Annotated in this window: 24 protein-coding genes; 3 read left to right on the top strand and 21 right to left on the bottom strand. The window is 57.4% G+C overall.

Features of this window, described 5'->3' with window-relative positions; all coding sequences use genetic code 11:
• Positions 1-98: 98 nt before the first annotated feature.
• The 3 genes from ACI48J_RS08110 to ACI48J_RS08100 form a co-directional block, all read right to left on the bottom strand.
• Complete coding sequence (locus tag ACI48J_RS08110; protein ID WP_326057201.1) at positions 99-317, bottom strand: spore germination protein; 219 nt, start codon at positions 315-317, stop codon at positions 99-101.
• A gap of 215 nt (positions 318-532) precedes the next feature.
• The gene (locus ACI48J_RS08105; protein WP_326057204.1) at positions 533-967 is read right to left on the bottom strand and encodes a GNAT family N-acetyltransferase; all 435 of its coding nucleotides are present in this window, start codon (positions 965-967) and stop codon (positions 533-535) included.
• A gap of 242 nt (positions 968-1209) precedes the next feature.
• Complete coding sequence (locus tag ACI48J_RS08100) at positions 1210-2133, bottom strand: AEC family transporter (protein ID WP_405082409.1); 924 nt, start codon at positions 2131-2133, stop codon at positions 1210-1212.
• Between the two features lie 124 nt (positions 2134-2257).
• On the opposite strand from ACI48J_RS08100, the gene ACI48J_RS08095 reads away from it, so the two are divergent.
• On the top strand, positions 2258-2611 hold the full coding sequence (locus ACI48J_RS08095; RefSeq protein ID WP_326057206.1) for a hypothetical protein: 354 nt from the start codon (positions 2258-2260) through the stop codon (positions 2609-2611).
• 66 nt (positions 2612-2677) lie between these two features.
• On the opposite strand, the gene ACI48J_RS08090 is transcribed toward ACI48J_RS08095, so the two are convergent.
• The 4 genes from ACI48J_RS08090 to ACI48J_RS08075 all read right to left on the bottom strand — a co-directional run bounded on the left by ACI48J_RS08090 (position 2678) and on the right by ACI48J_RS08075 (position 5580).
• Entirely contained in the window at positions 2678-2953 is a 276-nt protein-coding gene (locus ACI48J_RS08090; protein WP_405082408.1) for a hypothetical protein, read from the bottom strand.
• A gap of 56 nt (positions 2954-3009) precedes the next feature.
• On the bottom strand, positions 3010-3459 hold the full coding sequence (locus ACI48J_RS08085; RefSeq protein ID WP_405082407.1) for a sporulation protein: 450 nt from the start codon (positions 3457-3459) through the stop codon (positions 3010-3012).
• Positions 3460-3581: 122 nt separating this feature from the next.
• Positions 3582-4115, bottom strand: a complete 534-nt coding sequence (locus ACI48J_RS08080) for a DinB family protein (protein ID WP_405082406.1) — start codon at positions 4113-4115, stop codon at positions 3582-3584.
• A gap of 100 nt (positions 4116-4215) precedes the next feature.
• A complete protein-coding gene (locus ACI48J_RS08075) occupies positions 4216-5580 on the bottom strand; it encodes a class I SAM-dependent rRNA methyltransferase (RefSeq protein WP_405082405.1) in 1365 nt (454 codons plus the stop codon).
• 82 nt (positions 5581-5662) lie between these two features.
• On the opposite strand from ACI48J_RS08075, the gene ACI48J_RS08070 reads away from it, so the two are divergent.
• Positions 5663-7009: a Na/Pi cotransporter family protein gene (locus tag ACI48J_RS08070; protein ID WP_405082404.1), complete on the top strand. Its 1347-nt coding sequence runs from the start codon at positions 5663-5665 to the stop codon at positions 7007-7009.
• Here ACI48J_RS08070 and deoC read toward each other — a convergent pair.
• A complete protein-coding gene (gene deoC / locus ACI48J_RS08065; RefSeq protein ID WP_405082403.1) occupies positions 6975-7652 on the bottom strand; it encodes a deoxyribose-phosphate aldolase in 678 nt (225 codons plus the stop codon). The genes ACI48J_RS08070 and deoC overlap by 35 nt on opposite strands.
• Positions 7649-8092 carry an NUDIX hydrolase gene (locus tag ACI48J_RS08060; protein WP_405082402.1) on the bottom strand — a complete coding sequence of 148 codons (444 nt, stop codon included), beginning with the start codon at positions 8090-8092 and terminating at the stop codon, positions 7649-7651. The genes deoC and ACI48J_RS08060 overlap by 4 nt, the downstream gene beginning before the upstream one ends.
• A 296-nt stretch (positions 8093-8388) precedes the next feature.
• Here ACI48J_RS08060 and ACI48J_RS08055 point away from each other — a divergent pair, with 296 nt between their 5' ends.
• Positions 8389-9348 carry a peptidoglycan-binding protein gene (locus ACI48J_RS08055; protein WP_405082401.1) on the top strand — a complete coding sequence of 320 codons (960 nt, stop codon included), beginning with the start codon at positions 8389-8391 and terminating at the stop codon, positions 9346-9348.
• 219 nt (positions 9349-9567) lie between these two features.
• Here the strand turns inward: ACI48J_RS08055 and ACI48J_RS08050 are convergent, their stop codons facing one another.
• The 12 genes from ACI48J_RS08050 to dnaK form a co-directional block, all read right to left on the bottom strand.
• Positions 9568-12006, bottom strand: coding sequence for a PBP1A family penicillin-binding protein (locus ACI48J_RS08050; RefSeq protein ID WP_405082400.1), 2439 nt, complete (start codon positions 12004-12006; stop codon positions 9568-9570).
• 238 nt (positions 12007-12244) lie between these two features.
• The gene (locus tag ACI48J_RS08045) at positions 12245-13318 is read right to left on the bottom strand and encodes an aliphatic sulfonate ABC transporter substrate-binding protein (RefSeq protein ID WP_405082399.1); all 1074 of its coding nucleotides are present in this window, start codon (positions 13316-13318) and stop codon (positions 12245-12247) included.
• A gap of 55 nt (positions 13319-13373) precedes the next feature.
• Positions 13374-14591 (bottom strand): LLM class flavin-dependent oxidoreductase, encoded by a 1218-nt coding sequence (locus ACI48J_RS08040; RefSeq protein ID WP_405082398.1) that lies wholly within the window; start codon positions 14589-14591, stop codon positions 13374-13376.
• 291 nt (positions 14592-14882) lie between these two features.
• Positions 14883-16244, bottom strand: a complete 1362-nt coding sequence (mtaB, locus tag ACI48J_RS08035) for a tRNA (N(6)-L-threonylcarbamoyladenosine(37)-C(2))-methylthiotransferase MtaB (RefSeq protein WP_326054560.1) — start codon at positions 16242-16244, stop codon at positions 14883-14885.
• Positions 16245-16248: 4 nt separating this feature from the next.
• Entirely contained in the window at positions 16249-17079 is an 831-nt protein-coding gene (locus ACI48J_RS08030) for a 16S rRNA (uracil(1498)-N(3))-methyltransferase (RefSeq protein WP_405082397.1), read from the bottom strand.
• 179 nt (positions 17080-17258) lie between these two features.
• Positions 17259-17963: a site-2 protease family protein gene (locus ACI48J_RS08025; protein WP_326054558.1), complete on the bottom strand. Its 705-nt coding sequence runs from the start codon at positions 17961-17963 to the stop codon at positions 17259-17261.
• A 9-nt stretch (positions 17964-17972) separates the two neighbouring features.
• Positions 17973-18947, bottom strand: a complete 975-nt coding sequence (prmA, locus tag ACI48J_RS08020) for a 50S ribosomal protein L11 methyltransferase (protein WP_326054557.1) — start codon at positions 18945-18947, stop codon at positions 17973-17975.
• A 409-nt stretch (positions 18948-19356) separates the two neighbouring features.
• Positions 19357-19728, bottom strand: coding sequence for a hypothetical protein (locus tag ACI48J_RS08015; RefSeq protein ID WP_405082396.1), 372 nt, complete (start codon positions 19726-19728; stop codon positions 19357-19359).
• The gene (locus ACI48J_RS08010) at positions 19725-19898 is read right to left on the bottom strand and encodes a YfhD family protein (RefSeq protein WP_326054554.1); all 174 of its coding nucleotides are present in this window, start codon (positions 19896-19898) and stop codon (positions 19725-19727) included. Before ACI48J_RS08010 ends, ACI48J_RS08015 begins: the two co-directional genes overlap by 4 nt.
• A 199-nt stretch (positions 19899-20097) precedes the next feature.
• Positions 20098-21441 carry an APC family permease gene (locus tag ACI48J_RS08005; protein ID WP_405082395.1) on the bottom strand — a complete coding sequence of 448 codons (1344 nt, stop codon included), beginning with the start codon at positions 21439-21441 and terminating at the stop codon, positions 20098-20100.
• Between the two features lie 204 nt (positions 21442-21645).
• Positions 21646-22770: a molecular chaperone DnaJ gene (gene dnaJ / locus ACI48J_RS08000; protein ID WP_326054550.1), complete on the bottom strand. Its 1125-nt coding sequence runs from the start codon at positions 22768-22770 to the stop codon at positions 21646-21648.
• A gap of 129 nt (positions 22771-22899) precedes the next feature.
• A complete protein-coding gene (dnaK, locus tag ACI48J_RS07995; RefSeq protein WP_405082394.1) occupies positions 22900-24744 on the bottom strand; it encodes a molecular chaperone DnaK in 1845 nt (614 codons plus the stop codon).
• Between the last annotated feature and the right edge of the window lie 54 nt (positions 24745-24798).

Below are 24798 nucleotides of genomic sequence, written 5' to 3'. Positions count from 1 at the left end.
ATGTCACTTGTCCCCGTGGGGAATCTATGTTCTCTATCGCTATTGTAACATAAGTTGCGAGAGGGGAGGCAAGCGGCGGGCATGGGACTATTTTCAATTTAGCCGTTCAAAGCCCGCGAGCCCACGTTCGGTTCATACGTCACGTTGTTAGGATAGTTGTTTAAGCTTCCGAATGAGTCACCCGGTGAAAACGAGGAGGCTCCTCCACTCATTTTGTTGTTGCTCGACATCACGATATAAGCGGCGTTTCCGATTTGAACGTTGGAACTGTTAGAGACGTTATTGATTTTGATACTCCCGATAATTGAACCCACCATCCGACCCCCTCCAAACCAGACTGACCGTGTTTCATTGTATGTAAGAGAGGGCCCAAGTGTCACTTTCCCGCTTTATTTCCTTCCGGATGGTTGAGGCGCTTTGGCGGAGACGTTTTTTTCGCACCAAAAAAGGCGGTCCGAAGACCGCCCCGTTCATCACGTTTGCAGGAAGAAACGCAGGCACACGTCCCGTTTCCGTAAGGAAACGCTTCCGCCTACTCTTCCTCTTCCGGCTCTGCCTCGTAGCGGCAGACGAATCTTTCCGTGCCGGGGTATTTCTCTCCCAGCGAACTTACCGTAAAGCCGATGCTGCGGTAAAAATCGACGGCGTCCTCATCCGTCTCCGCCACGATTTCCCGGGGCTTTTTGAGCTGGATCAGCTCCAGGATCTGTCCCCGGCCGTAACCGGCTCCCCTGCACTCCGGATGCACGGCCAAGTGGTGGATCGTCAGAACCCCTCCCGCATCCGCCGAAAAGCCGACCAGCCCGATAAGGTCTCCCTCCGATTCGTATCCGTACAGCTCGCGCTCCGGTGCCTGCCCGTAGAACCGCACCGCTTCTTCCACGGATTCAGGGTCCGGAAACACGGCATAGCCCAGCAGTTCCCTGACTTTTTCCTGATCCGTTTGCGATTTTATATGTTTGAGCATGAAAATCCCTCCGTTCGCAGTCCGTGTAATTTCATAAAATTCTTAAAATAACGATCTGTTAGTTCGTGTCCGTTGTTGCTTGGTGTATGTATAGACGCCTCCGCTTACCGTCCGGCCTTGCCGCCTTGACTCCCTGCACCTCTTACAAGCATGCCTGTCCGTGCGTCAAGTATACGTGTCCGGGGCTATCCGGCTGCCCGCCCGGTCGATCCTTTAAGCTTTCCGGCGCAAGCCTATCCCGTTTACCCGATGTAAGGCAGAAGGTAGATTACAAGCGTAACCGTAAACATGCTGAGCACGGTAGACATAAACACGGCCTGCGAAGAAAACTCCGGCTCGTTGTCGTACTCGACCGCCAGCAGGACACTGCTGAGGGAGGTCGGCACGGCGCAGGACAAGACAAGCGCCTGCGCCATCACGCCATGAAGTCCCAGCAGGGTGACGACGCCCAGACCGATCAGCGGGCCCATGCACAGCCGAAAGAAATTCGACCAGAGCACGTCGGAGAACCGGAAGGTCCACTTCATGCTGCCGAGCTGGACACCCAGGGTGAGCAGAGCCGTCGCCATAAAGCCGTCCGCGATATAATGCAGCGGAATATTAAGCGGCTGGGGCACCGCGATCTGATAATGCCGCAGAACGAAAGCGAGCGGAATCATGTATATCGTCGGCAAATAGGCGACCGTTTTCAACATATCTTTCCAGCTGCTCTTATGGGCGTTTACGTTGTAAACACCGAGCGTATTGGGCAGCAGATTCTGCATCATCATCACGATCATTTGCACGGACAAGGTGAACGCATCCTCGACAAATACCATCTGATTGAGCGGAATCGCATAATTGGCACTGTTGTAAAAAATAATGCTGTTGCGCATGGCTCCTTTCATTCCGCCCTTGTACCTGCGAATGCGCACGAACAATTCGGTCATTACGGAAATGGCCGTGAAAAACAGCAGGAAGAACAAGAGCACTTGACCGAGAATCGCCACGGACAACTCCGATTCGTACAGCTTGACGAAAACCAGCGCGGGAGCAAATACGTAAAAATTCAATTTCGACAACGTCTTGATATCCAGGCGGAACGCACGGAACATGGCCGCGCCGATCAGAATCATTACCGCCAGCGGCACGATATTGTTGAGAAAGATAGGTATAAAATAGGTCATGCTATCATCACTTCTCGTCAGTTAGTCGGGAAAGATAAATCGGACAAACAAAACCCATATATGGTAAAATTACCAAGTGAAATCGAAATCGGTTCTCCTATTAAGCAAGAAAGGAGGTAAACGAATGAAAAAAATCATCGTCCTGATCTTTGCCGCTTTTTTCGCTTTTTCCGCCAATGCATCGGCAGCCTATACGGCCGTCTCTCAAGACCTGTACGTCAGCCAGGCCGCGCCGCACAAAGCGAGCGTGGGGCTGTGGAGCACAACGAACGAGATCGTCCAGCTGACGGTTTATTCCAAAAGCCCGAACGGACAGCTGAGCCCCGTCTACTCCAAAAGCGTAGCTATCGGTCCGGCCGTTGCAAGCCCGGTAGAAATTTCCGTAGGTTACTTATCCCCGGGAACGTATGTGATTAAAGGAGAGTTCCAAGGCAGCTACGGCAGCTTGGGGCCCGTCAGTCTTTATCCTTCATTTTAAACAGGCACGTGAAAACGCAGCAACCACTGATCGTTTCTCAGTGGTTGTTTTTTGTTTTCGCTGTTTTTAGTCGGCCTTCAGCGCTCTTCCCTTTTCATCGAGAAAAAATTTCGCCTTCCGGACGGTATCTTCTTTAACCATCATCACTCTTCTGACCGAGGGGTCCGATTTATCGACTTTCGTTTCCCAACCGTCCGTATTCACCAGCTCCAAAATCTCGTCAAGGCTCATGGATTTATATCCGTAAAAGCCGCTTAGTCCGGCCCATTCTTTCAAAAGGACCTTAACCCGGTAATCCAGCTTGTCCAGCGACTCGCCGCCTGCGTTCTTTCTTTTACCCATCTTCATTAACTCCCCTGTGTGTGCAAATTAAAATCCGTCAATGTTGTTCCGACTCTTCACTTTACCACGATCTCGACCCGCGTTCCATCGGGAAGTTTATCTAGCTGATTGCCGATCCACGATCCGGCCCCCCGGTTGTCCGCGGGTTTGATGTAAGCGATATCCGCTCCCTTGCCGCCTTCGGCACACATGGCCATCGGCCATTCGTCGCGGTCGTAATTTTTTTTGGTCGCGACACCGGCCAGGGACTGCCTGCGGTTCTCTTCGGCTCCCTTCCGGTCGATCGTGCAGACGGGCGAAGCTCCTTTTGCCACCGCGTCTTTGATGTGCTTGGCGGTTTCGGGATACTTGTCGCTCGGGAAATAGATTGTCCGGTCTACAGAAGTGCTCTTGCCCGTCCCGCCGTCGAACAAACCGGTGTTTTTGGCGATGACCGAGACGAGAACAATCAGCAGAAAAAGAAAAATCGAGACCGTTTTTTTGTTCTTTTTTCGTGTTTGGGTCATGGTGTCCATCCGCATTCTATGTAGTGGCTATCCTTGCCATTGTATCATACAAACGCGCTTTCCGGACGCAAAAAAACCGCCGCAGGGCTTCGCCCCGCGCGGTTAATTCCGCCAGCCGACGCTTATCGGCGGTTGGCTTCGCGGATTCTTTTAAGCTGATTGACGTGGGCCGTCTCGTGGATGGCGATAAAATGCGCCCACTGGGCGGCGTTCATTTCAAAACCCGACGGATGCGGGAACAGAAGATCGTTGGTGTTCCGTTCGGCCAGCTTCGGGATGAGCGCCTTCGTCGCCGCTCGCACTTCATCCAGCTTTTGCAGCGCATCTTCGTAAGACAGGGTGCCCGTAGGCTTGGCCGGGTCCGGAGCTTCGATCTTTTTGCCGATAATTCCGCTGGCTTGAAGAATGCCCATCACGTCCGTCACCTTCTCGTCCGGCGGCTCGGAAGGTCCGGCCGGCGTTTGGCCGGCAACCTGCTTAAGCTGATACAGGATCATTCCTTCCAGCTTCGCCAGATGCTCCGCCACTTCGGTCACGGTCCAGCCGTCCGGCTTCTCGCGGAGCTGCTTTTCGTCCGGGCCGAACGAATTCAGAGCTTCCATAAGCTGGCGGCGCACATTATCCATATAAGGCACGATATCTTTAAAGGTTACCAAACTAATCCCCTCCGGGTTTCGTGTCGTTCTGCTCGTCTGTTTGCTTTATCCTCTATTGTACCACGCCGGTTGCCGGAATAAAAAAAGCCGGAGACCGCGGTCAGCGGCTCCGTACTTCAAAAATGGCAAACTTCAGATAATTTCCTTCGTCGACCCCGAGCAGGCGCGGATGATCTTTGCCCGCGGCGCGGAATTCGACCAGCCGGAGTATTTTTCCGGCATCGACGGCGGCCGCGTGGACAGTCTCCAGGAACAGCTCCGGCGCCATGTGGTACGAACAGGAAGCCGTCACCAGATAGCCGCCTTCGTTGACCAGCTTCATCCCGTGCAGGTTAATGTCCTTGTAGCCGCGGCAGGCGCCCTCGACGGCGCCGCGCGTCTTCGCGAACGCGGGCGGATCGAGAATGACAACGTCCCACGTCCGTCCTTCCCCGACAGGTTTGGAGGTGTCGACCTTCGCGCCTTGTCCGGCCAGCGCTCTCTGGCGCCGTTCCTCGACTCCCTTCACCTGCCTGCGCAGGTAATCGAAAGCGTCGGCCACGACGAACTCGACCCGGTCTTCAAACCCGTTCAGCGACACGTTTGTGCAGGCGCTCTCCACCGCATGCTCGGAAATGTCCAGGCAGGTGACTTTCTTCGCCCCGTATTTGCACGCATGCAGCGTAAAGCTGCCGGTATGCGAGAAGCATTCGAGCACCGTGGCCCCGTCCCAGTACGGGAACGTGACGACTTTGCCGTTCGCGTTAACGGGCAGACGCCGCATCTGTCCTTCGTGCTCCACCTCGCGGACCGCGATGCCGCTTTCGCCTCCCCAGCCCTTCATAAGCGGCTCGGTTGCCGCGCGGTTTTCCCGCTGGTCGAAGAAATAGCCCGTCTTCTGCCCCTGCTCGATATCGACCTCGATATGAAGACCGTTCTCGAGAATGCGGACATAACGCGGACATTCCCCGTAAAGCGGACCGGTGGTCTGCGTCAGACCCTCCAGCTCTCTCACCGGCACGTCGCTGCGCTCGTAAATGCCCTGCGGCGCGAACACTTCCACCAAAGCCGCCGTGATCGCTTCCCGGCACATATCCATGCCGAGCGTCAAAATCTGCACCACGAGGACGTCCGCAAATTTATCGACGGTAAGCCCGGGCAGAAAATCCGCTTCCCCGTATACGAGGCGGTAAGAATCGGAATCCCGCATAAACCGCGCCCGGTGTCTGGCGCAGCGCCCGAAACGCTCGACAAAAAACTCCTTAGTCATCGCTTCAAGCGGTTTATAGCTGACTACCCGTCCGGTAATCTGGGACTTCGGATTGTAATAAGCCGACGCGAGCGGCTGCCCGGCATGGGTCCGCACTTCCACGACCTGTCCGGGAACGGGCTCGCCTTCCACGCGTTCGATTTCGCTTGCGAAGATCCAGGGATGACCCTGTTCAAGCCGTTTTTTTCTTTTTTTCTGTAAGACGATTGCTGCCATTGTAAGGCTCCTTCCTCCTGCCAAAACCCCCGTCCTGCCTGGACGGGAAGCACTTTAAATCAATAGGGGCGGGCGGGGGTGCTTGTCATGCCCTCCGCCGCCCGCTCATATACTGCTAAGACAACCCGTTCTATGCGGAATAACGATCAAAGGAGCAGGACGTATGTGGCTATCACTGGCTCTCCCCCTACTCGCGGGGCTGTCTGTCTTCTTATTCGGGATGAAAATGATGGAGCTGGCCTTAAACCAGCTGGCCGGTCCCCAAATATACCGGTTTCTCGAAACCGCCACCCGGACGCCGGCCCACGGCCTCGTCACCGGAACCGCGCTGACGGCGCTGCTCCAAAGCAGCAGCGCCGTCACGGTGATCTCGATCGGCCTGGTCAACGCCGGCGTCCTGACTTTCCCTAGAACGCTCGGCATCATTCTCGGCACGAACATCGGCACGTGCCTGACGACCGAGCTGATCGGGCTCAACCTCGGCGCAGCCGCGCTGCCGCTGCTCCTGGCGTCCAGCGCCGTGTGGCTCGCCAGCTGGCTGCCCGGCACGGCCCCGGGCCGGGTCGGCGCGGGCGCGGCGGCCGGCGGCGGAACCAGGCCCGGCGGCTACGCTTCCGGCGGCGCAAAGACGGGCCTGGCCGGTACTCCGGCGCCGGCTGCGCGGGGCGGCGGCATCGAGGAGGAACGGCCTCCCGGCTCAGCGCGTACAAGCGGCGGCCCCGCAGCCGGTTGCCCGGCGCCGGACCGCGCTCTTCCGCCGGTGCGTTCGGAACCGACCGGGCACTCCCCCGAGCGGGACGGTGTCCGTCCGGCTTCGCGGCAGGCCGTCGCCCAAGGCCCCGCTCCGGAGCCTCACGCCGGGCGCGGCTGGCTGCACGCCGTCCGCTATGCGGCGCTCGCCGCGGCCGGCTTCGCCCTGGTGCTGATCGGCATCCGGATCATGCAGAGCATCGGTCCGGCACTCCAGCATCAGGGCCTGTTCGCCTGGTTTATCGAGCAGGCCCGGGTCAGCCTGCTGTGGGGCGTTATCGCCGGCGCGGCCGTCGCCGCTCTGATCCACAGCTCCAGCGCGGTCATCGTGATAGCGATGGGCTTTGCGGCAAGCGGGGTCATATCGCCTGAGCTCGGCATCGCCGTCACGTTGGGCTCCAACATCGGGACGTGCGTAACCGCCTGGCTCGCCAGCATCGGGGGCACGCGGGCAGGCGTGTTCGTAGCCTGGTCGCATATTTTGCTCAACGTGGGAGGCACGGTGCTCTTCTTCCCGCTGATCGGCCTGCTTCATGAGGTCTCGACTTGGATGACCGCCGATCCGTCGGCCCAAATCGCCCGCGCCCAGACGCTTTTTAACGTGGCCAGTTCGCTGATTGCGCTGCCGTTCTGCTATCTCCCCTTCAGTAGGAAGAAGAACCTGCAGCCCCGGACATAAGGGCGACGCCGGAGCTTGTGCCCAGACGCTGCGCTCCGGCTTCTATCATGCTGCGGGCCGTTTCCAAATCGCGGACACCGCCGGAAGCCTTGACACGCACGGCTGCGGATACGGATTGCCGCATGAGACGCACGTGCTCGGCAGTCGCTCCTCCGGGTCCGAATCCGGTTGAGGTTTTCACGAAAGCGGCACCGACTTCTTCGGCAAGACGGCAGGCAAGAACAATCTGTTCGTCGCTCAGAAATCCCGTTTCCAGAATCACCTTCACGATCGCCCGGCCTTTCACGGCATCCACGACTTGCCGGATATCGTCCCGCACCGCTTCGGCGTTTCCTTCCAGCAGGGCGCCCACCGCCAGCACCATATCAATCTCTTCCGCTCCGTACTCCGCCGCTTTTGCCGCTTCGAAAGCTTTGACCTCCGGCAGAGACGCACCGAGAGGAAAACCGACAACCGCGCATACTTTCACCGCAGTGCCTTGAAGCTCCTCTCTGCATAGGGGCACCCAACCGCTGTTCACGCACACGCTGTAGAAGCCGAACTCCTTCGCTTCCCCGCAAAGCTTGCGGATATCGCCGCTCTGCGCTTCCGGTTTTAAGAGCGTATGGTCGATATAAGACGCCAGATCGCCGGCCTCCGTCATACGAGCCTCACCTCGTATCCGAGTTTTTGCAAAGCCGCAAGCACAACCCCGTCGTTGTTATCGTATCCCGATTCCGCCTGCTTCTTCCAAGCGGTTTCCGGACTCATCCATTCCACTCCGCTGATTTCTTCTATCTGAGCCTGCAGGTCGCCTCCGACCGCTTCCACCAGATAATAGTGAACTTCCTTCTCCACGGTGCCATGCTCCAGATGCTCGTAACGGTACGAGATCACATCCAGCGGTTCTACGATCCGGCCCGTAATGCCCGTTTCCTCCGCGATTTCCCGCAGCGCCGTTTCCTCTATCGTTTCGCCCGGCTCCATCTTTCCTTTGGGCAGCGTCATTTTCCCGAAACGGTCCTGAATCAGCTGCACCTCCGTGCGTTCCTCCTGCTTGCGGAACACAACGCCGCCTCCCGAAATCTCTTTCATCGGAACCATCCTTTCCAGCCTCCGGCCTGCGCCGGGGTCATTCTTTACATTCTAACGAATAAACGGGGAGACAAGCAACGGAAAGAAACCGGCGGCGCTTCTTTTTTTTGGGCGAGATTTTCGAAACTTACCGGTTAGCGGAAAACTTAGACGCTTTCTTTAGATTAGGAACTTTTGAAATTATGTTTATAAAATCTTAATATGGAATATATTGTTTAAAATCAATTTATTCTGTTTAATTAAACTTGGGTATGTTGCCCAAATTTACATTTTACAGGAGGTAACTTATGTTAGGAAAAAAATCAATGATCGCAGTCACATGTACGGGCCTCATGTTCTCTTCCCTGATGATAGCCAACTCCGCATCCGCAACCGAGACGTGCGGGGGATATTTGTCCAACATGACAGATCCTCTCGCCATCAGAATGGAAAACGGAGAGAAAGTGATCTGGGACAATGTAGACCCCGTCCTGATTCAAAAACGGGACAAGTACGTCAGCCTGCTGAAACAGAAAAACTGGACGATCACCTTCAACTCGGCTTACCGTCCGTACCAGTATCAACGGCATTTGTATGAAATCGTCCAGAATGCTTCCAAATCGTCCTGCGTGGCGGCGGAAAAAGCGGCGCACGGACTCGGCACGGAAGTCGCGAAGCCCAGCAATACCGCTCCGCACACCCGCGGCATCGCGTTCGACGCCACCGTAAGAGACTCGGCGGGCAATGCCCTGAACGGCAGAACGTTCGTCAACAGCCAGCTGAAAGACGTGGCGGCGCAGGCCGGCCTCAGCTTCCCGCTTCCGACGACCGACGGCGTTCACCATATTGTTGCCGGCGGTTCAACCACACCGGACGACGGCGTGCTGAGGCTCGGAGACCAGGGTCCGGAAGTAACGGAGCTGCAGCAGCAGCTTAACAAAGTCGGCTACACGGTCTCCACGGACGGCATCTTCGGCAGCGGTACGGATACCGCGGTGAAGCAGTTCCAGTCCGCGCACGGCCTGGTTTCCGACGGAATCGTAGGCGTGGCGACCAACGCCAAGCTGGACACGCTTTCCACCACGACGACTGTCCTCCGCTCGGGCAGCTCCGGCGACGAAGTGAAAGTTCTTCAGCGCCTGCTGACCAAAAAAGGCTACGCGGTAACGGCCGACGGAATTTTCGGCAGCGGGACGGAAACGGCCGTGAAGAATTTCCAGGCGGCTAACTCGCTTACTTCGGACGGAATCGTCGGTTCCGCTACCTGGTCCAAATTAAGACAATAATTTCCGGACCCGGACGATGATTCTCTTCTTAATAAAAAAAGAGCCCGCTCACTTTAATTGTGAGCGGGCTCTTCCGGGTTTGCTGTTCTTGTTTGTTCTTTAAGGCAGCTGTTCCGGCTTGCACCGTCCTTGTTTACTCGTTTTCCGGCAAGCTTTTTCGTGCCGGCTCCGAACCGGGGCGCACCTTCCTTCCCCGTCTCCGGTCAAGCACCCGCCGGTTCAGTTACCGGCCGGTGAAGGCGAAGGAACGGTACTCGGCCGGGAAGCGCTCACCCCGGACCCCGCAGCGCCTCCCTCCTCCTTCTTCGCCGGTGGCTTCGGCGTCGGCTTCGAGGAGGCCGTAGGCACAGCCTCGCCGTCCGGCGGCTTGGCTCCCGGAGAAGGCTGCGGGGTCGCCTCCCCGGAAGGCTTCTCTGTGCCTACCGGCGGCTCTTTGCCCGCGACGGGAGGTTTCGCGCTTCCCGTCCCGCTCTTGGGAGGCGGGCTTCCGGTGCCCGCCGGGATCTCTTTCCCTCCGGGAGCGGTGTCCGCACCACCCGCCGGCGTTTGCGACGGCGACGGCGGCAGCGGAGTCGCGGGCGCTTCCCCGGCCGTAGAATCCTCCGTCCGCGTGCGGCTTCCGCTTTTGCGCTCTCTGGAATCGACGGAGGCGTAGGCTTTGCCGTTCTCTCCGTTGATCCGCTGGATTTTTCCTCCCGCAAGGCGGTAGCCTTGTGGAGCTCTGAATGCGGTGACCGGCTGTCCCTTGAGCGCCTGACTCATGATTTTCTGGAAGATGGCGGCCGGAAGCTTATCGCCGCCTGTCGTCAGGTAATGCTCGCGGTTCGTCACCGGGTAACCGACCCACACGGCCGTCACCAGCTCCGGCGTATAGCCGACAAACCACGCATCCTTGGAGCCGTCGATAACGCCCCCGGACGAAGTGCGGAACTCGGCCACATCGGGAAGCTGCGTCGTACCCGTCTTGCCCGCCACATCGCGGTTAAGCCTTGCGTTGCGGCCCGAGCCTTCCGTAATGACTTTCTGGAGCATCTCCGACATCGTGTAGGCCGTATTGGCGTCGATCACGCGCTCCGTGTTCGTTTTCTGCTCCAGAATAACGTTGCCGCTGCGGTCCTTCACCTGAGTGACCGCATAAGCGCGGGCCAGATTGCCGCCATTCGCATACATCGTGTACGCCTGCGCCATCACAAGCGGGGAAGTCCCGTATTTCATGCCGCCCAGGGCAAGGCCGTAAACACGGTCATCGTCCTCTAGCGGAAGTCCGGCTTTACGCCCGAATGCCAGCGCCTTCTCGATGCCCACTTCCTTCATCAGCGCCACGGCGGGGACGTTGTAAGACTCGGCCAGCGCCTCCTCCATCGTCACCCAGCCGTGGAACCGGTGGCCGTAATTGTTCGGCTTGTAGCCTCCGGCGAATTCCGTTTCCGTGTCGTTGATCAGATCCTGGGGCTTGAATCCGGCCAGCAGCGCAGGCGTGTACACGACGAGCGGCTTGATCGTCGAGCCCGGCTGGCGCTGAAGCTGCGTCGCGTAATTAAACGCCCGGAACTCCTTCGTTTCGCTGCGGGAGCCGACCAGCCCTTTAACCGCGCCGGTCTTCGCATCCAGGACGACGACGGAGCTCTGCAGCCCGCCTTTGTCCCCGGGGAAATTTTTCTTGTCCCGGTAGACGGCTTCCGCCGCATCCTGGACTTTCGGGTCTAGATTCGTGTAAATCTCCAGCCCCGACGATAAAATTTCCTGCTCGGACATTTTCGTTTTATCCAGCGTCTCCTGAATGACATAATCCACGTAAGTGGGGTACTTGTTGCTTGCCGAAAGAGACGTATTCTCCGTCAGCTTAATGGGCTCGTTCTGGGCAAGGTCGCGCTGCTCGGCCGTAATTTTCCCCTGCGACGCCATCATGCCGAGCACGAGGTCCCGGCGCTCTTTGGCTTTATCGGGATTGTTAAGCGGCGAATACGCATTCGGCGACTTGGGCAGGCCCGCAAGCAGAGCCGCCTCCGCCAGCGTAAGCTCGGATGTGTTTTTCCCGAAATAAATCTGCGAAGCCCGCTCGATCCCCCATGCGCCGCGCCCGTAATAAATATAATTGAGGTAAAGCTCCAGAATCTGCTCTTTGCCGTAATTGTTTTCGATCTTGAGCGCGGCGACCGCTTCATTGATTTTGCGCTCAAGCGTCTGCTCCGAGCTGAAAAGCTTCACTTTGGCAAGCTGCTGGGTAATCGTACTCCCGCCCTGCACAACCTCCCCGTTTTTCACATTTGTAAACAACGCGCGGCTCAGCCCCTTGTAATCAATCCCGTCATGCTCGTAAAACCGGGAATCTTCCACCGCAACAATCGCATTCGTCAACTCTTTCGGAAAAGCCGAATACGGAACATATTCCATTCTGGAATTGGTCAGCTCCGTGATCAGCTCCTTATTCGCATCGTAAATCCGCAGCGGCATCGGCGGCTCCTGCGCCAGCTTCGAAAGATCCGTCTGCCGGTACATCTCGATTCCCGTCTTCGCTGCCCACGCGCCTGCACCAAGTACAACGACTAACGCTCCCAGAACGACAAAACCGGCAATTTTACGCGCTTTTCTCTTCTTCTTCTTCGGTGTCGTTCGGTCTTTCTTCCCGGGCTTATCCGTCTGCTCGGTGTCGGTCATGCGTCCCCCTCCATCCAGCTGTGTATGTAACATGCCTGCTACCTATTACCACCGGAAAAAGAGGTTTTAAACACACGGCGCGTTTTGCCCATGAAAAAACGGACCTCCGCCCCTGCAGGCGGCCGATCCGCGGCTTCTTTTCTCTCTGTTTTTCCTATCCGATAAAAAAAGTGCGCAGCCGTTCTCAAAAAACTTGTGCAGCCAAACCGCTTTGGCGCGCTTGCGCTCCGCCTGCCCCTTATTTGCCTGCCGCAGCCTGCTTCAGCGCCTGCTCGATGAAAGAATTATCCACCACGCGGGTCACGTCGATCTTCTGCTTGATCGCGTCCTGCGAGAGCATAAAATCCGCCGTCGACTGCTGCGCCTCCACAAATTCCGGCGTAATGACCGCGTTCAGCGCTTCGAGATTGCCCAGCACTTTCCGCACGATCTCGGGGTCCAGCTTTTTGGCCTTGGCCAAAATTCCGACCGCCTCCTCCTGATGTTCCGTCAGCCAAAGCCTCGCTTCCTCGTACGTTTTCAGGAAAAGCACCGTCAAATCCGGGTGTTCCCGGGTAAACTCGCTGCGCGCGACGATAAAGCCCGGCCCGAGCAGATCAAGCTGCTTGCCGTCCGCCAGCACCGATGCGCCTCCCGTTACGACTTCGCTCGTTATAAACGGCTCCCAGATCGCCCAGGCATCTACCGCCCCGCTCTGGAATGCGGGCCGCGCCTCGTCCGGCTGAAGCTGGACGATTTTAATGTCGTCGGGCTTTAAACCGGCTTGGACGATTGCCCTGTACAGGAAAATCCAGCCGCTGCTGCCTTTGGCCACGGCGATTTTTTTGCCTTTCAGGTCTCCCACCGTTTGGAGCGGACTGCCTTTCGGGACGAGAATCGCGTTCCCTTTCTTGCCGTCGCCGCTTACGGCGATTTCTTTAAACTCCACCTTGCCTGCCTGGGCGGCGATGACAGGCCCGTTACCGACGATCCCGAAGTCGAGCCGCCCGGCCGTAATGGACTCGAAATGGGGAGGGCCGCTCTGAAACTCCTGCCACTTGACCTCCGCCCCCGCTTCCGCGAATGCTTCCTCGAACCATTTCTTCTCCCGGGCGATCAGCAGCGGTCCCAGGCTCTGCTGGATTCCGATGCTCACCGTCACTTTGTCTTTCCCGCTTTTTCCGGCCGGGGCCGCCCCTTCCGTTAAAGCTTGCTCCCCGCTGCCGACGCAGCCCGAAAGCAGCAGAATCATCAGGAGCGCAAAAGGTACGGCCCGCCTGCACCCACACCTTCTCTCATCCGCCGCCGGAGCCGTTATGCGTGAAGCTTTCATTCTTTCTCTCCTTTCGTTCCGGTTCGAGTCTCCTGTACGTCCACCCTGAGCGAGCCTACGCCTCAATCTTCTCCTTTTGCCCGGAAAAAGTAATCTCCGCCGCCGCTTCCCGCTCCGCCAGCTTTCTTTTGAAAACCGGCAGCAGCAAATCTCCCGTAATCCGGGCTTCTTCCAGATTCGGATATCCCGAAAGAATAAACGAAGAAATGCCGATATCCGTAAATTCCAGCAGACGGTCCGCCACCTGCTCGGCGCTGCCGACGAACGTCATGGCGCCGCCGCCGCGCACAATGGAAATGCCCGCCCACAAATTCGGGCCGATCAGATACCCGTTCGCCCGGGAACCTTCCCGCAGCGAGTTCTGGCGCTGCTGATTCGTCGCATCCGTTTCCTTAAAGCGGTGGCTGGACCATTCGATCGCGCTGTCCTCCACTTTGGAAATAATCTCCCACGCGTCTTTCCAGGCTTCTTCCTCCGTTTCGCGGACAACCACCTGCGCCCGCAGCCCGTAGCGGAGCTCGCGCTCTTTCCCCGTGGACGCCTTCACTTCGGCCCGGATCTCCTCCACTTCCCGGATCTGCTCCCGTATCCAGGCAAGAGGCTCCGCCCACATCAGGTAGACGTCCGAGGTTTCGACGGCCGTCCGCTTCCCGGCTTCGGAGCTGCCTCCGAAATAAAGAGGCGGATAAGGCTTTTGCACGGGCAGAGGCAGTGCCGCCCCTCCTTCGAGCCGGTAATACTTGCCGCTGAACTCGACCTTCTCCGAATCGCCGTACTTGTACCCGCCGCCGGCGAGAAATTTCTCCCCGCCGTCGTTTGAGCGCGTCCACACGCTGCGGACGATATGCAGAAATTCCCGGGTGCGCACATACCGCTCGTCATGATCGTCTGCGAGGGGATCTCCCGTAGCCGACAAGTCGGACGGTGATCCGCCCGTTACGACGTTGATCAGCGCCCGGCCGCCGGACAGGACGTCGAGCGTGGCGGCCATTCTGGCGGCAAGAACCGGCGCGATCAGCCCCGGTCTCATCGCCACCAGAGGCTTGAGCGTCTTCGTATGCGAGGCGACGATGGAGCCGACAATCCAGGCATCCAGGCAAGATCCGCCCGTGGGGATGAGGGCGAATGTAAAGCCCGCTTCCTCCGCCGCTTGCGCCACTTGAATCATATAGTCGGCGGATGATTCTCTTTCCGGCTCGACTCCGATATATTTGCCGTCTCCCGTGGTCGGAATAAACCAGCCGAATTCCACTTCCCGAACCGCGTTTCCCATGTTCCACGCTCCTTCGATGTTCATAATTCATCCCGCGAATAGCAAACTTTTCATATGCACTTAGTCGGATTAAAGGCAAATGGAAAGACAACCTCCCTCATTCACGCCCCCTTCCCTGCAAAAATGCCCCTCTTCGCGAGGGCCGCCCGTTTCACTCCTCTCGGCTACGCAAAAAAGCCGGAAACAATAAGCTCTCGCTTATGTCTCCGGCTGTCCGGTAGATGGAAATCGATGGAATTGTAAACCATCTTAACACCGCGCCCAGGGTCTGTCAACCCTTTAAAACGTTTCTCAGACAATCGCTTTGATCCGGTTCGCGGATGTTGGCTGCTCTTCCGTCACACGGATCAGTTTGCCTTTGGATTCGTTCACGCCGGCTTCCTGCACTTCCACCGTGCATACTCGGCCGATCATCTCTTCCGGCGCTTCGAATACCATCTGCATATAGTTGTCGCTGTAACCCATCAGCAGGCCGCTGTCTTCGGCGGCCCCTTTGTAGGCGCGCTCCGGAATGACTTCCAGCTGCTTGCCCACATACTGCTTGGCGTAGTCCAGCTGCATTTTCTCCGACAAGTCGATCAGTTCGTGAACGCGTGCGTTCTTGATCTCTTCGTCGATTTGGTCCAGCATCCGCGCCGCAGGCGTTCCGGTCCGTTTGGAATACGGGAACACGTGCATTTCCGCGAACTTCATCTGTTCCATAAAGGCGTAGCCTTCGCGGAACATTTCGTCCGTTTCGCCCGGGAAGCCGACGATGATGTCCGTCGTGATGGCCGCGCCCGGGAGCGCTTTATGGATCAGCTCGATTTTGCGGCCGTATTCGGCGGTCGTATATTTGCGGCGCATCCGTGCCAGAACCTGGTCGTTGCCGGCCTGGAGCGGAATGTGCAGATGACGGCACATTTTATCGGAGGCGCCCAGCACTTCCAATACTTCGTCCGTAATCTGGCTCGCTTCGATCGAGGAGATCCGGATGCGGTTCAAGCCGTCTACCTTGTCCAGGTCCCACAGCAGGCGGGCCAGGCTGTAATTTTCCATATCTTCGCCGTAGCCGCCGGTGTGAATGCCCGTCAGCACGATTTCTTTGTAGCCCGCGTCAACGAGCATGTGCGCCTGCTTGACTACGCTTTCCGGTTCCCGGCTTCGCATCAGGCCGCGCGACCACGGAATGATGCAGAAGGTGCAGAAATTGTTGCAGCCTTCCTGGATTTTCAGAAACGCCCGGGTGCGGTCGGCAAAATCAGGCACGTCCAGTTCCTCGAACTGGCGCGTTTTCATGATGTTGCGTACGGCGTTGATCGGCTGGCGCTCCTGCTGGAACTGCTTCACCAGGGAAATGATTTTGTCGCGGTCCTGCGTCCCGATGACGAGATCGACGCCCGGAATCGCCATGATTTCGGCCGGCGAAGTCTGCGCGTAACAGCCCGTAACGGCCACGATGGCCTCCGGATTGCGCCGGACGGCCCGGCGGATCATCTGGCGGCTTTTCTTGTCGCCGGTATTCGTAACGGTACACGTATTGATCACATAAACGTCCGCCGTCTGTTCAAAATCTACCTGTTCGTATCCTTCGCCTTTGAACTTCTGCCAGATCGCTTCGGTGTCGTAAAAATTAACTTTGCACCCCAAGGTGTGAAATGCCACAGTTGACATGATGTTATCCTCCCATCTCTCCGGATTCGTATAGGATGCACGCAAGCCCGACCATAGCGGCCGTCTCCGTGCGTAAAATTCTCCGTCCGAGCGACACGGACACGCAGCCCGCGGCCTCGGCCTCGCGGATCTCCTGCTCGGTGAATCCCCCTTCGGGGCCTACGAGCAGCAGCAGCCTGGCCGGCTTGCCGTCCGCTGCGCTGTCCGCACCGGCTCCCTCCGCCGTTTTCCGCGAAGCTCCGGTTTCGTCCGTCCGGCTGTCCCGGGATCCGAAATAACGGCGGATCGCCGTTCCGATGCCGAATCCGTCTTCTTTCTCGTAACAAATCCAGGCTCCGTCGGCGGCTTCGGAAACCAGCTTCATAAGAGCTTTCCACGAAAGCACGGGCTCGATGACCGGAATCCGGTTCCGGTGCGCCTGCTCCGCCGCTTCCTTGGCTATTTTATTCCAGCGCTCGGTGCGCTTGGCTTCTTTCTTCGCGTCGTACTGGACGACGGTCCGTTCGGACACGAACGGCAGAAAACGCGCGGCGCCGATTTCGGTCCCCTTCTGGATGACCGTCTCCATCTTGTCGCCCTTCGGCAGACTTTGCGCGATCCATACCTCGACGGCAGGCTCCGCGCTCATTTCCAGCGTCTCGACGATCTTCGCTTCGACGCGGTTTTTGTCGACCGCCGTTATTTCAACGATCGCTTCACGGCTGACGCCGTCGCTGCAGATGCAGCGGTCGCCCTCTTCGGCACGCATGACGCGCGCGAGATGATGAGCATCGTCGCCTGTAATCGCGACGGAATCCGCGCCGAAATCTCCGGCTGGAATGAAATATCTTTGCATTGCGGCCACTCTTTCTTTGTCGAAAATGCTAAAAATCGCGTACATTTCATCTTACAATGTTCTCGTCTCAAAAGCTACCGCTGGCACAAATTTTCATCGAGCCGTCAAAGGCCCGCTAAGCTCTATCGGCCTTAGGTACGCCGGCGTATTCGGTCCGGCGGGATAGCCCGGAGTTCCTTTTATCCGATCAGTCTGAAAAACTGGTCGATAGGCAGCCGTTCGCCGAACAGCGAGCCGATCAGATCGTTAAACGCATAAATGATATCATACTGAAGCGAAAAAATCGGCCCCAGCGTTACCCGGTACAAAGGCGGAATAAACGCAACCAGCAGCAGGACAAGCATTCCCCACTGCTCGTATTGCCTGAGCTTTTCGCGCCCGGCGGCCGGGAGCACATCCTCCAGAATCCGGTATCCGTCGAGCGGAGGAACCGGAAGCAGGTTCAAGATGAACAGCAGCACGTTCATTTTCACGAACAGGATCATAAAAATAAGCACGGCCTTCTGCACGCCCGCGGACCAACCGACGATTCCCGTGTAGTTAAGCAGCACATAAAACACGATAATGCCGAGGAAACCGAGAACCAGATTGCTGAAGGGCCCCGCGAAGCTGACGACGACGCCCATGAGGCGGGGCCTCTTGAAATTGGAGCGCCGGACGGGAACGGGCTTCGCCCAGCCGAACCCGGCGATGATGAACAGCAGCGTCCCCAGCACATCGAGATGGACGCGGGGATTGAGCGTCACCCGGCCCTCCTTGTAAGCGGTAGGGTCCCCGAATTTGTAAGCCGAGTAGGCGTGCGCGAACTCATGCACCGTAAAGGCGATGATGAGCACGAGCAGCGTGAACGGCAGCAGCTGTAAAATGGCGCTGAAATCCCCCATGCGGCCCGCCTACCTTTTCCGCGCGATCAGCACGACCCACTCTCCGTCGCGGCGCACGTCCTCGACTTCGAAGCCGGCTGCGAGGAGGCCGTTTTCCACATCTTTCTGCTTGCTTAGAATAACGCCGGACACGACATAGTAGCCGCCTGGCGCCAGCACTTTGTACACATCGTCAAGGAAGAGCAGAATAATTTCCGCCAAAATGTTCGCGACGACCACCTGAACGGGGAGTTTCACGCCGAGATCCGCGCCCCCGCCCGCTTCGCTTTCTTTGAAAACGCCCAGGAGATCGCTCAGCTTCACGTGAATCGTATCCTCCAGGCCGTTGAGCTTGGAGTTCTCGCTTGCGCTCGAAACCGCAACCGGGTCAAGGTCGACGGCAAGGACGCGCCGGGCTCCGAGCTTGGCCGCAGCGATCGACAGGATGCCGGAACCCGTGCCCACGTCGATCACATCTTCGCCGCCCTTAATGACCTCTTCCAGGGTCTTGAGGCACAGCGACGTGGTGGCATGGGTTCCCGTTCCGAAAGCCATTCCCGGATCGAGCTCCAGAATCATTTCGCCTTCCGCTGCCGTATATTCTTCCCATGTCGGTTTAATCGTTAAACGTTCCGTAATGCGGACAGGTTTAAAGTACTGCTTCCAGGCGTTCGCCCAGTCTTCGTCGTCCACCTCGCGCAGCTCGTAAGACGGATTTCCCGTATCGATGCCGAATTCGGCCAGCCCCTCGACCGACTGCTTGAGCGTGCTCATAATGGAATCCAGCTCGGTTCCTTCCACGAAGTACCCTTTGATAACGGCACGGCCTTCCGGAATATCGTTAAAAGGCAGCTCGTACCACTGTCCGAGCGAAGTATCCCGCTTCTTATTCAAAGTGCCGGATTCTTCGATGGAAACCCCTCCGGCTCCAAATTCGTGAAGAAAATTGGAGATCATTTCGACGGCTTGTTCCGTCGTGTTTACCGTAATTTCATGCCAACGCATCGCGACTTGTTCCCCCTTGCGGATTTAGCCTTGCTTATCCGCTCACATATCTTGTTATTGTACTATACTTTACATGTCCGGTAAAACCGTCCGCACCGGCCGAGCGCGATTCCGGCTCATGCGGAGCATGCAAGAAAGCCCTCGCCCCTCCGCTGTAAACCCGGAGGGGTGAGGGCTTTGCCATGGCCGTTGCGGGCTTTGGCCGCCTTCAGGCTGCGGACCGCGCGCAGCTCACGGCGTGCGGTGTTTCGCAGCTTGACGGCCGCCGGCGGCCTGTTCGGCAGTGCGCTTTCATCGACGGCACGCCCGGATGTTCATGCACGTGCCTAAGCCGGTGCCGGGCTTCCAAACGGCGGCATGGGCCAGCAGCACCCGGCATAGAGCGTCCGGCCCGGTTGCAGGCGGGACGTCAGATCTCGCCCCCGCATTCGCGGATCACACGCATCGCCTGATGATGCGTGCTCTCGTCCACTACGACCGTCAGCAGAATATCGCGGCCGGTCGGCATCCCCGACCCGCCGTCGCTCATTCCGCTGGCGGTAGGGTCCGCCGCCGCGAGAATGCCGGCGTCGCGCGAATACCACTCGGCACTCTGCGTCAAGTTGCCGAGGCTCGCGAAATCCCCGGTCAGCGGATTCATCTGCCGCTGAACGTCTTCTCCCTGAAAGCGGTCGAACCGCGCGATCTGCATGTCGATCACCCGCAGCGCTTTCAGCTTGGCGGCCGCTCCCTCGGCTTCCTCGGGGGAGCGGAAAGTCGCGAGTATGCTCTTCTCGCTCATGAACCCTGCCGCTCCTGGCGGCTGTCCGCGGCATTTGCGCGCTGCAGGGCTTCCAGATCTTCCGAGTCGGCTTCTTCCGAGCTGAACTCCACATCCTCGTTTTTGCCGATCGGAATCAGCTGCGAAATCTGCTCGGAGATTTCTTCATGTTCGTTCCGGTTTTCGCTCATCGTTTTGTGCCTCCTTATGCAAGCTAAAAATTAGCATGCTTTACAGAGGCTTTTTTTATGCAGCAGGCAGCGTGCTCGGCCAGTCCGCGGATTTAAGCGAACGCTTTTAGCGGCGCAAAGACAGCGGACAAAACTTGCGGCCATAACCCGCCGCTGCAGACGTACTCGATCTCTTGGAATTTGTCCGCCGACTTCGTAATTAACTGCCGGAATCGTCCATTTGGATTTTTTTCACATCTCTCTTCGCGACCGCGACCAGATAAATCAGATAAACGACCCCAACTGCCGTCCAGATCAATCCCAGCGTCATCGAATGGCGGTCCAGATGCGTCCAGATGTACGCCACAAATCCCGCTCCGATTAGAGGGGCGACCAAATACCGCATATAATCGCCGAAGCTTCTCTGCTTCTTTTTGAACATATAATGGATAATGACCGAAAGGTTCACGAACGTGAACGCAATAAGCGCCCCGAAGTTAATAAACGAGGTCGCCGTCACGAGATCGAGCTTTAACGCGATCAGCGATATACAGCCGATAAACAGGACGTTATAGACCGGCGTCCCCGTTCTGGGATGCACATATCCGAAAAATTTCCTCGGCAGATAGCTGTCGCGCCCCATGGCGTACAAAAGCCGGGTAACGCTAGTCAGGGAAACGAGGCCCGAGGCCAGTGTGGACGAAAGCGCCGCGGCCAGGAACACGAGCTGAAACACCTTGCCCCCGATAAACAGGGCGATTTCCGGCGAAGCCCCCTCCGGGTCTTCGAATACGGATACGTCCGGGAACAGCGACTGGGTGAAGTAGGAAGCCGTCATAAACAGGACTCCGCCGATCATCGCGACGAGAATGATAGCCCGCGGCGTGTTCTTTTCCGGGTCCACCGTTTCTTCGGTCAGCGTCGATACCGCATCGAATCCGAGGAAAGCGAAGCAGAGGATCGAGGCGCCAACGAGCAGGGCCGGGATGGACATATCCGGGGCGTAGAAAGGCTGGGCGGTGAATACCTCTCCGACTCCTTGCCCGTTCATGAGGCCTTTTACGGCGAGTGCGGCGAACAGGACCACGACGACGATCTGGAAAAGCACGAGGAACGTGTTGACCGAAGCCGTTATTTTCACCTTCAGCAGGTTCAGCGCCGTAATGAAGAGGACGAAACCGACGATCCAGATCCAGGCCGGAATTTCCGGGAAAACCGCGGACAAATAAATGCCCGTCAGCAGGGCGTTGATCATGGGCAGGAATAAGTAATCCAGCAGCGCCGCCCAGCCGACCAGGAAGCCCGCATACGGATGAATCGTATTCCGCGCGTATGCGTAAGCGGAGCCCGCCGTGGGGTAAACCCTCACCATTTTGCCGTAGCTGGACGCCGTGAAAAGGATCGCCAGCAAAGTCAGCGCATAAGCGGCCGGGACGTGCCCTCCCGTTTCCTCCGACACGATCCCGTACGTATCGAACACCGCCATAGGAGCCATATATCCGAGGCCGATGACCACGATATGCCAAAGCTTCAGCGTCCGCTGCAATTCCATGTTGGGTTTCAAGTAAGATTCTCCTTTTGCGTTGAAAATTGCCGTCCGCGCTCCTGTGCCGGAGCGCCTCTGTAAGGGCACAACGAATTATTATACAGGAAATTGCATGATGTTCCAGTCCGAAATTTTAACCATTCGCACACGAAAAAAGCACCTCTCCCCCAGGGAAAGGTGCTTGCTTCGCAGGCATGCGCCATGCGGTTATCTATCCGGGAATCAATCTCCGCGGAACGCTTTACGCATCCGGTCGAAGAAGGACTCCTCATGCTCTTTCGTATCTTCACCGCTTACTTTCGCGAACTCGCGGAGCAGATCCTTCTGCTCTTCGGTCATGTTTTTCGGCGTCACGATCACGACGCGCACGTGCTGGTCGCCCTGTCCGTAGCCGCGAAGCTTCGGTACGCCTTTGCCGCGCAGACGGAAATACGTTCCCGTGTCCGTGCCCGCCGGAATCTTGAGCTTCACTTTCTCCGTCAGGGTCGGCACTTCCACTTCCGCGCCGAGCGCCGCCTGAACGAAGGTCAGCGGCATATCCAGATAAATATCGTCGTCCCTGCGCTCGAAATATTCGTGCGCCTTCACGTGGATGACGACGTACAGGTCGCCCGCCGGGCCTCCGCGCGTACCGCTTTCGCCCTCTCCGCTAACGCGCAGCTGAGCGCCGTCGTCTACGCCGGCCGGGATTTTGATGTGTATCTTGCGCTGTTTCTTGACCTTGCCGGAGCCGCCGCATTCTCCGCACTTGTGACGGATAATTTTGCCTTGGCCGTTACAAGTCGAGCAAGGACGGCGGTTCACGATACGGCCGAACGGCGTATTCTGAACCACTTCCTGCTGGCCCGAACCTTGACAGGTGGTACAAGTCTCCGGGTGAGTGCCCGGTTTGGCGCCCGAACCCGAGCACTTGTCGCAGTTTTCCGTGCGCGGAATCTGCAGGTCAAGCTCCTTGCCGAATACCGCTTCCTTGAATTCGATTTGCAGGTTATACTGCAGATCGCTTCCGCGCTGAGGCGCGTTCGGATTGCGCCGGCCGCCGCCTCCGCCTCCGAAGAACATGTCGAAGATGTCTCCGAATCCTCCGAAATCGGCGCCGCCCATACCTCCGCCGCCCATTCCCTGATTCGGATCGACATGCCCGAAACGGTCATACGTCGAGCGCTTCTGATCGTCGCTCAATACGTCGTACGCTTCTTTGGCCTCTTTGAACTTCGTTTCGGCATCGTCTGCCTTATTTACGTCCGGATGATACTGGCGCGCCAGCTTCCGGTACGCTTTTTTGACATCCTCCGCGGACGCGTCCTTGCCGACGCCCAGCACTTCGTAATAGTCCCGTTTACTCATCGCTCCACCCCCGCTGCTTTAACGGCAACCTCAACCGGATGGTCTTGTCGAAACATAGGGAAAGTCAAAGCCGTTTTCGGACGGCTTTGACTTCTCTTTGTGTCAGACAGTTCCCGGTGTGAAATTCCCTTATTTCTTGTCTTTGTCCTCGTCAACGACTTCGTAATCCGCATCGACTACGTTGTCTTTCTTGCCGGCTTCGGACGCTTCGCCTGCCGCGTCGCCCGCTCCTTGCTGCTGGGCAGCCTGCTCATACAGCTTCACGGAAAGCTGCTGAACCACTTCGGTCAGCTCTTCCGTAGCCGCTTTGATTGCAGCCAGGTCGTTGCCTTCGAGCGCCTGCTTCACTTTTTCTTTCGCCGCGTTCGCTTTGTCGATCTCGCCCTGGTCTACTTTGTCGCCCAGTTCCTTGATCGTTTTGTCCGTGCTGTAAACAAGCTGGTCAGCCTGGTTGCGGACTTCAACGAGTTCTTTGCGGTTGCGGTCTTCTTCGGCGTGCGCCTCCGCATCCTTCATCATTTTATCAATTTCTTCATCGCTCAGGCCGCTGGAAGAAGTGATCGTGATCTTCTGGCTTTTGCCTGTGCCCTTATCGAGAGCCGATACGTTCACGATGCCGTTCGCGTCGATATCGAAGGTAACTTCGACTTGCGGAATACCGCGCGGCGCCGGAGGAATGTCTCCCAGCATGAAGCGTCCGAGTGTTTTGTTATCGTTAGCCATCGCGCGTTCGCCTTGCAGAACGTGGATTTCCACGCTCGTCTGGTTGTCCGCGTAAGTGGTGTACACTTGCGATTTGCTGGTAGGAATCGTTGTGTTGCGGTCGATCATTTTGGTGAATACACCGCCGGCCGTTTCGATACCCAGGGACAGCGGAGTCACGTCCAGGAGAACCACGTCTTTAACGTCGCCGGTCAGAACGCCCGCTTGGACAGCGGCGCCCAGAGCCACAACTTCATCCGGGTTAACGCCTTTGTGAGGATCTTTACCGATGAGCTTTTTGATTTCTTCGACAACAGCCGGAATACGAGTCGATCCGCCGACCAGTACGACTTTGTCGATTTGGCTTGGGGACAAGCCTGCATCGCTCAGAGCCTGACGAGTCGGGCCCAGTGTTCTTTCAACCAGAGAAGCGGAAAGCTCTTCGAACTTGGCGCGGGTCAGGTTAAGCTCCAAGTGCTGAGGCACTCCGTCGACAACGGTAATGAAAGGCAGGGAAACGGTTGTTGTCAGGACGCTGGAAAGTTCTTTCTTGGCTTTCTCGGCCGCATCTTTCAAACGCTGTACAGCCGCTTTGTCCTTGCTCAGGTCGATGCCGTGCTCTTTCTTGAATTCAGCCGTCAGGTAATCGATGATCACTTGGTCGAAGTCGTCGCCGCCCAGCTTGTTGTCGCCGCTTGTCGCTTTAACTTCGAAGAAGCCGTCGCCGAGTTCAAGGATAGATACGTCAAACGTACCGCCGCCAAGGTCGTATACGAGGATCGTCTGATCTTCGGATTTCTCCAGACCGTAAGCGAGTGCGGCCGCCGTAGGCTCGTTGACGATACGGAGCACTTCGAGACCGGCGATTTTACCGGCGTCTTTGGTCGCTTGACGCTGGCTGTCGTTGAAGTAAGCAGGAACCGTGATAACCGCTTGCGTTACCGGAGATCCCAGGTAAGCTTCCGCGTCGGCTTTCAGCTTTTGCAGAATGATCGCGGAAATTTCTTGAGGCGTGTAGTCCTTGCCGTCAATGGATTCCTTATGGTTCGTACCGATGTGACGCTTGATGGAGATAATCGTACGGTCCGGATTCGTGATGGACTGGCGTTTTGCCGTCTCGCCCACAACACGCTCTCCGTCTTTCTTAAAGCCCACTACGGACGGAGTGGTGCGGTTTCCTTCGGCGTTAGGGATAACGACGGCTTCGCCGCCTTCCATTACGGCTACGCAGGAGTTGGTGGTTCCTAAGTCAATACCGATTACTTTGCTCATAATAATCTATTTCCTCCTTATTAGGGGTGCGTATATATGAATTCGCCGGGCCTA

Source organism: Paenibacillus chitinolyticus (assembly GCF_045038035.1).
In the GTDB taxonomy this organism is placed as follows: domain Bacteria; phylum Bacillota; class Bacilli; order Paenibacillales; family NBRC-103111; genus Paenibacillus_F; species Paenibacillus_F chitinolyticus_A.
This window is presented reverse-complemented; position numbering and strand designations above follow the sequence as displayed.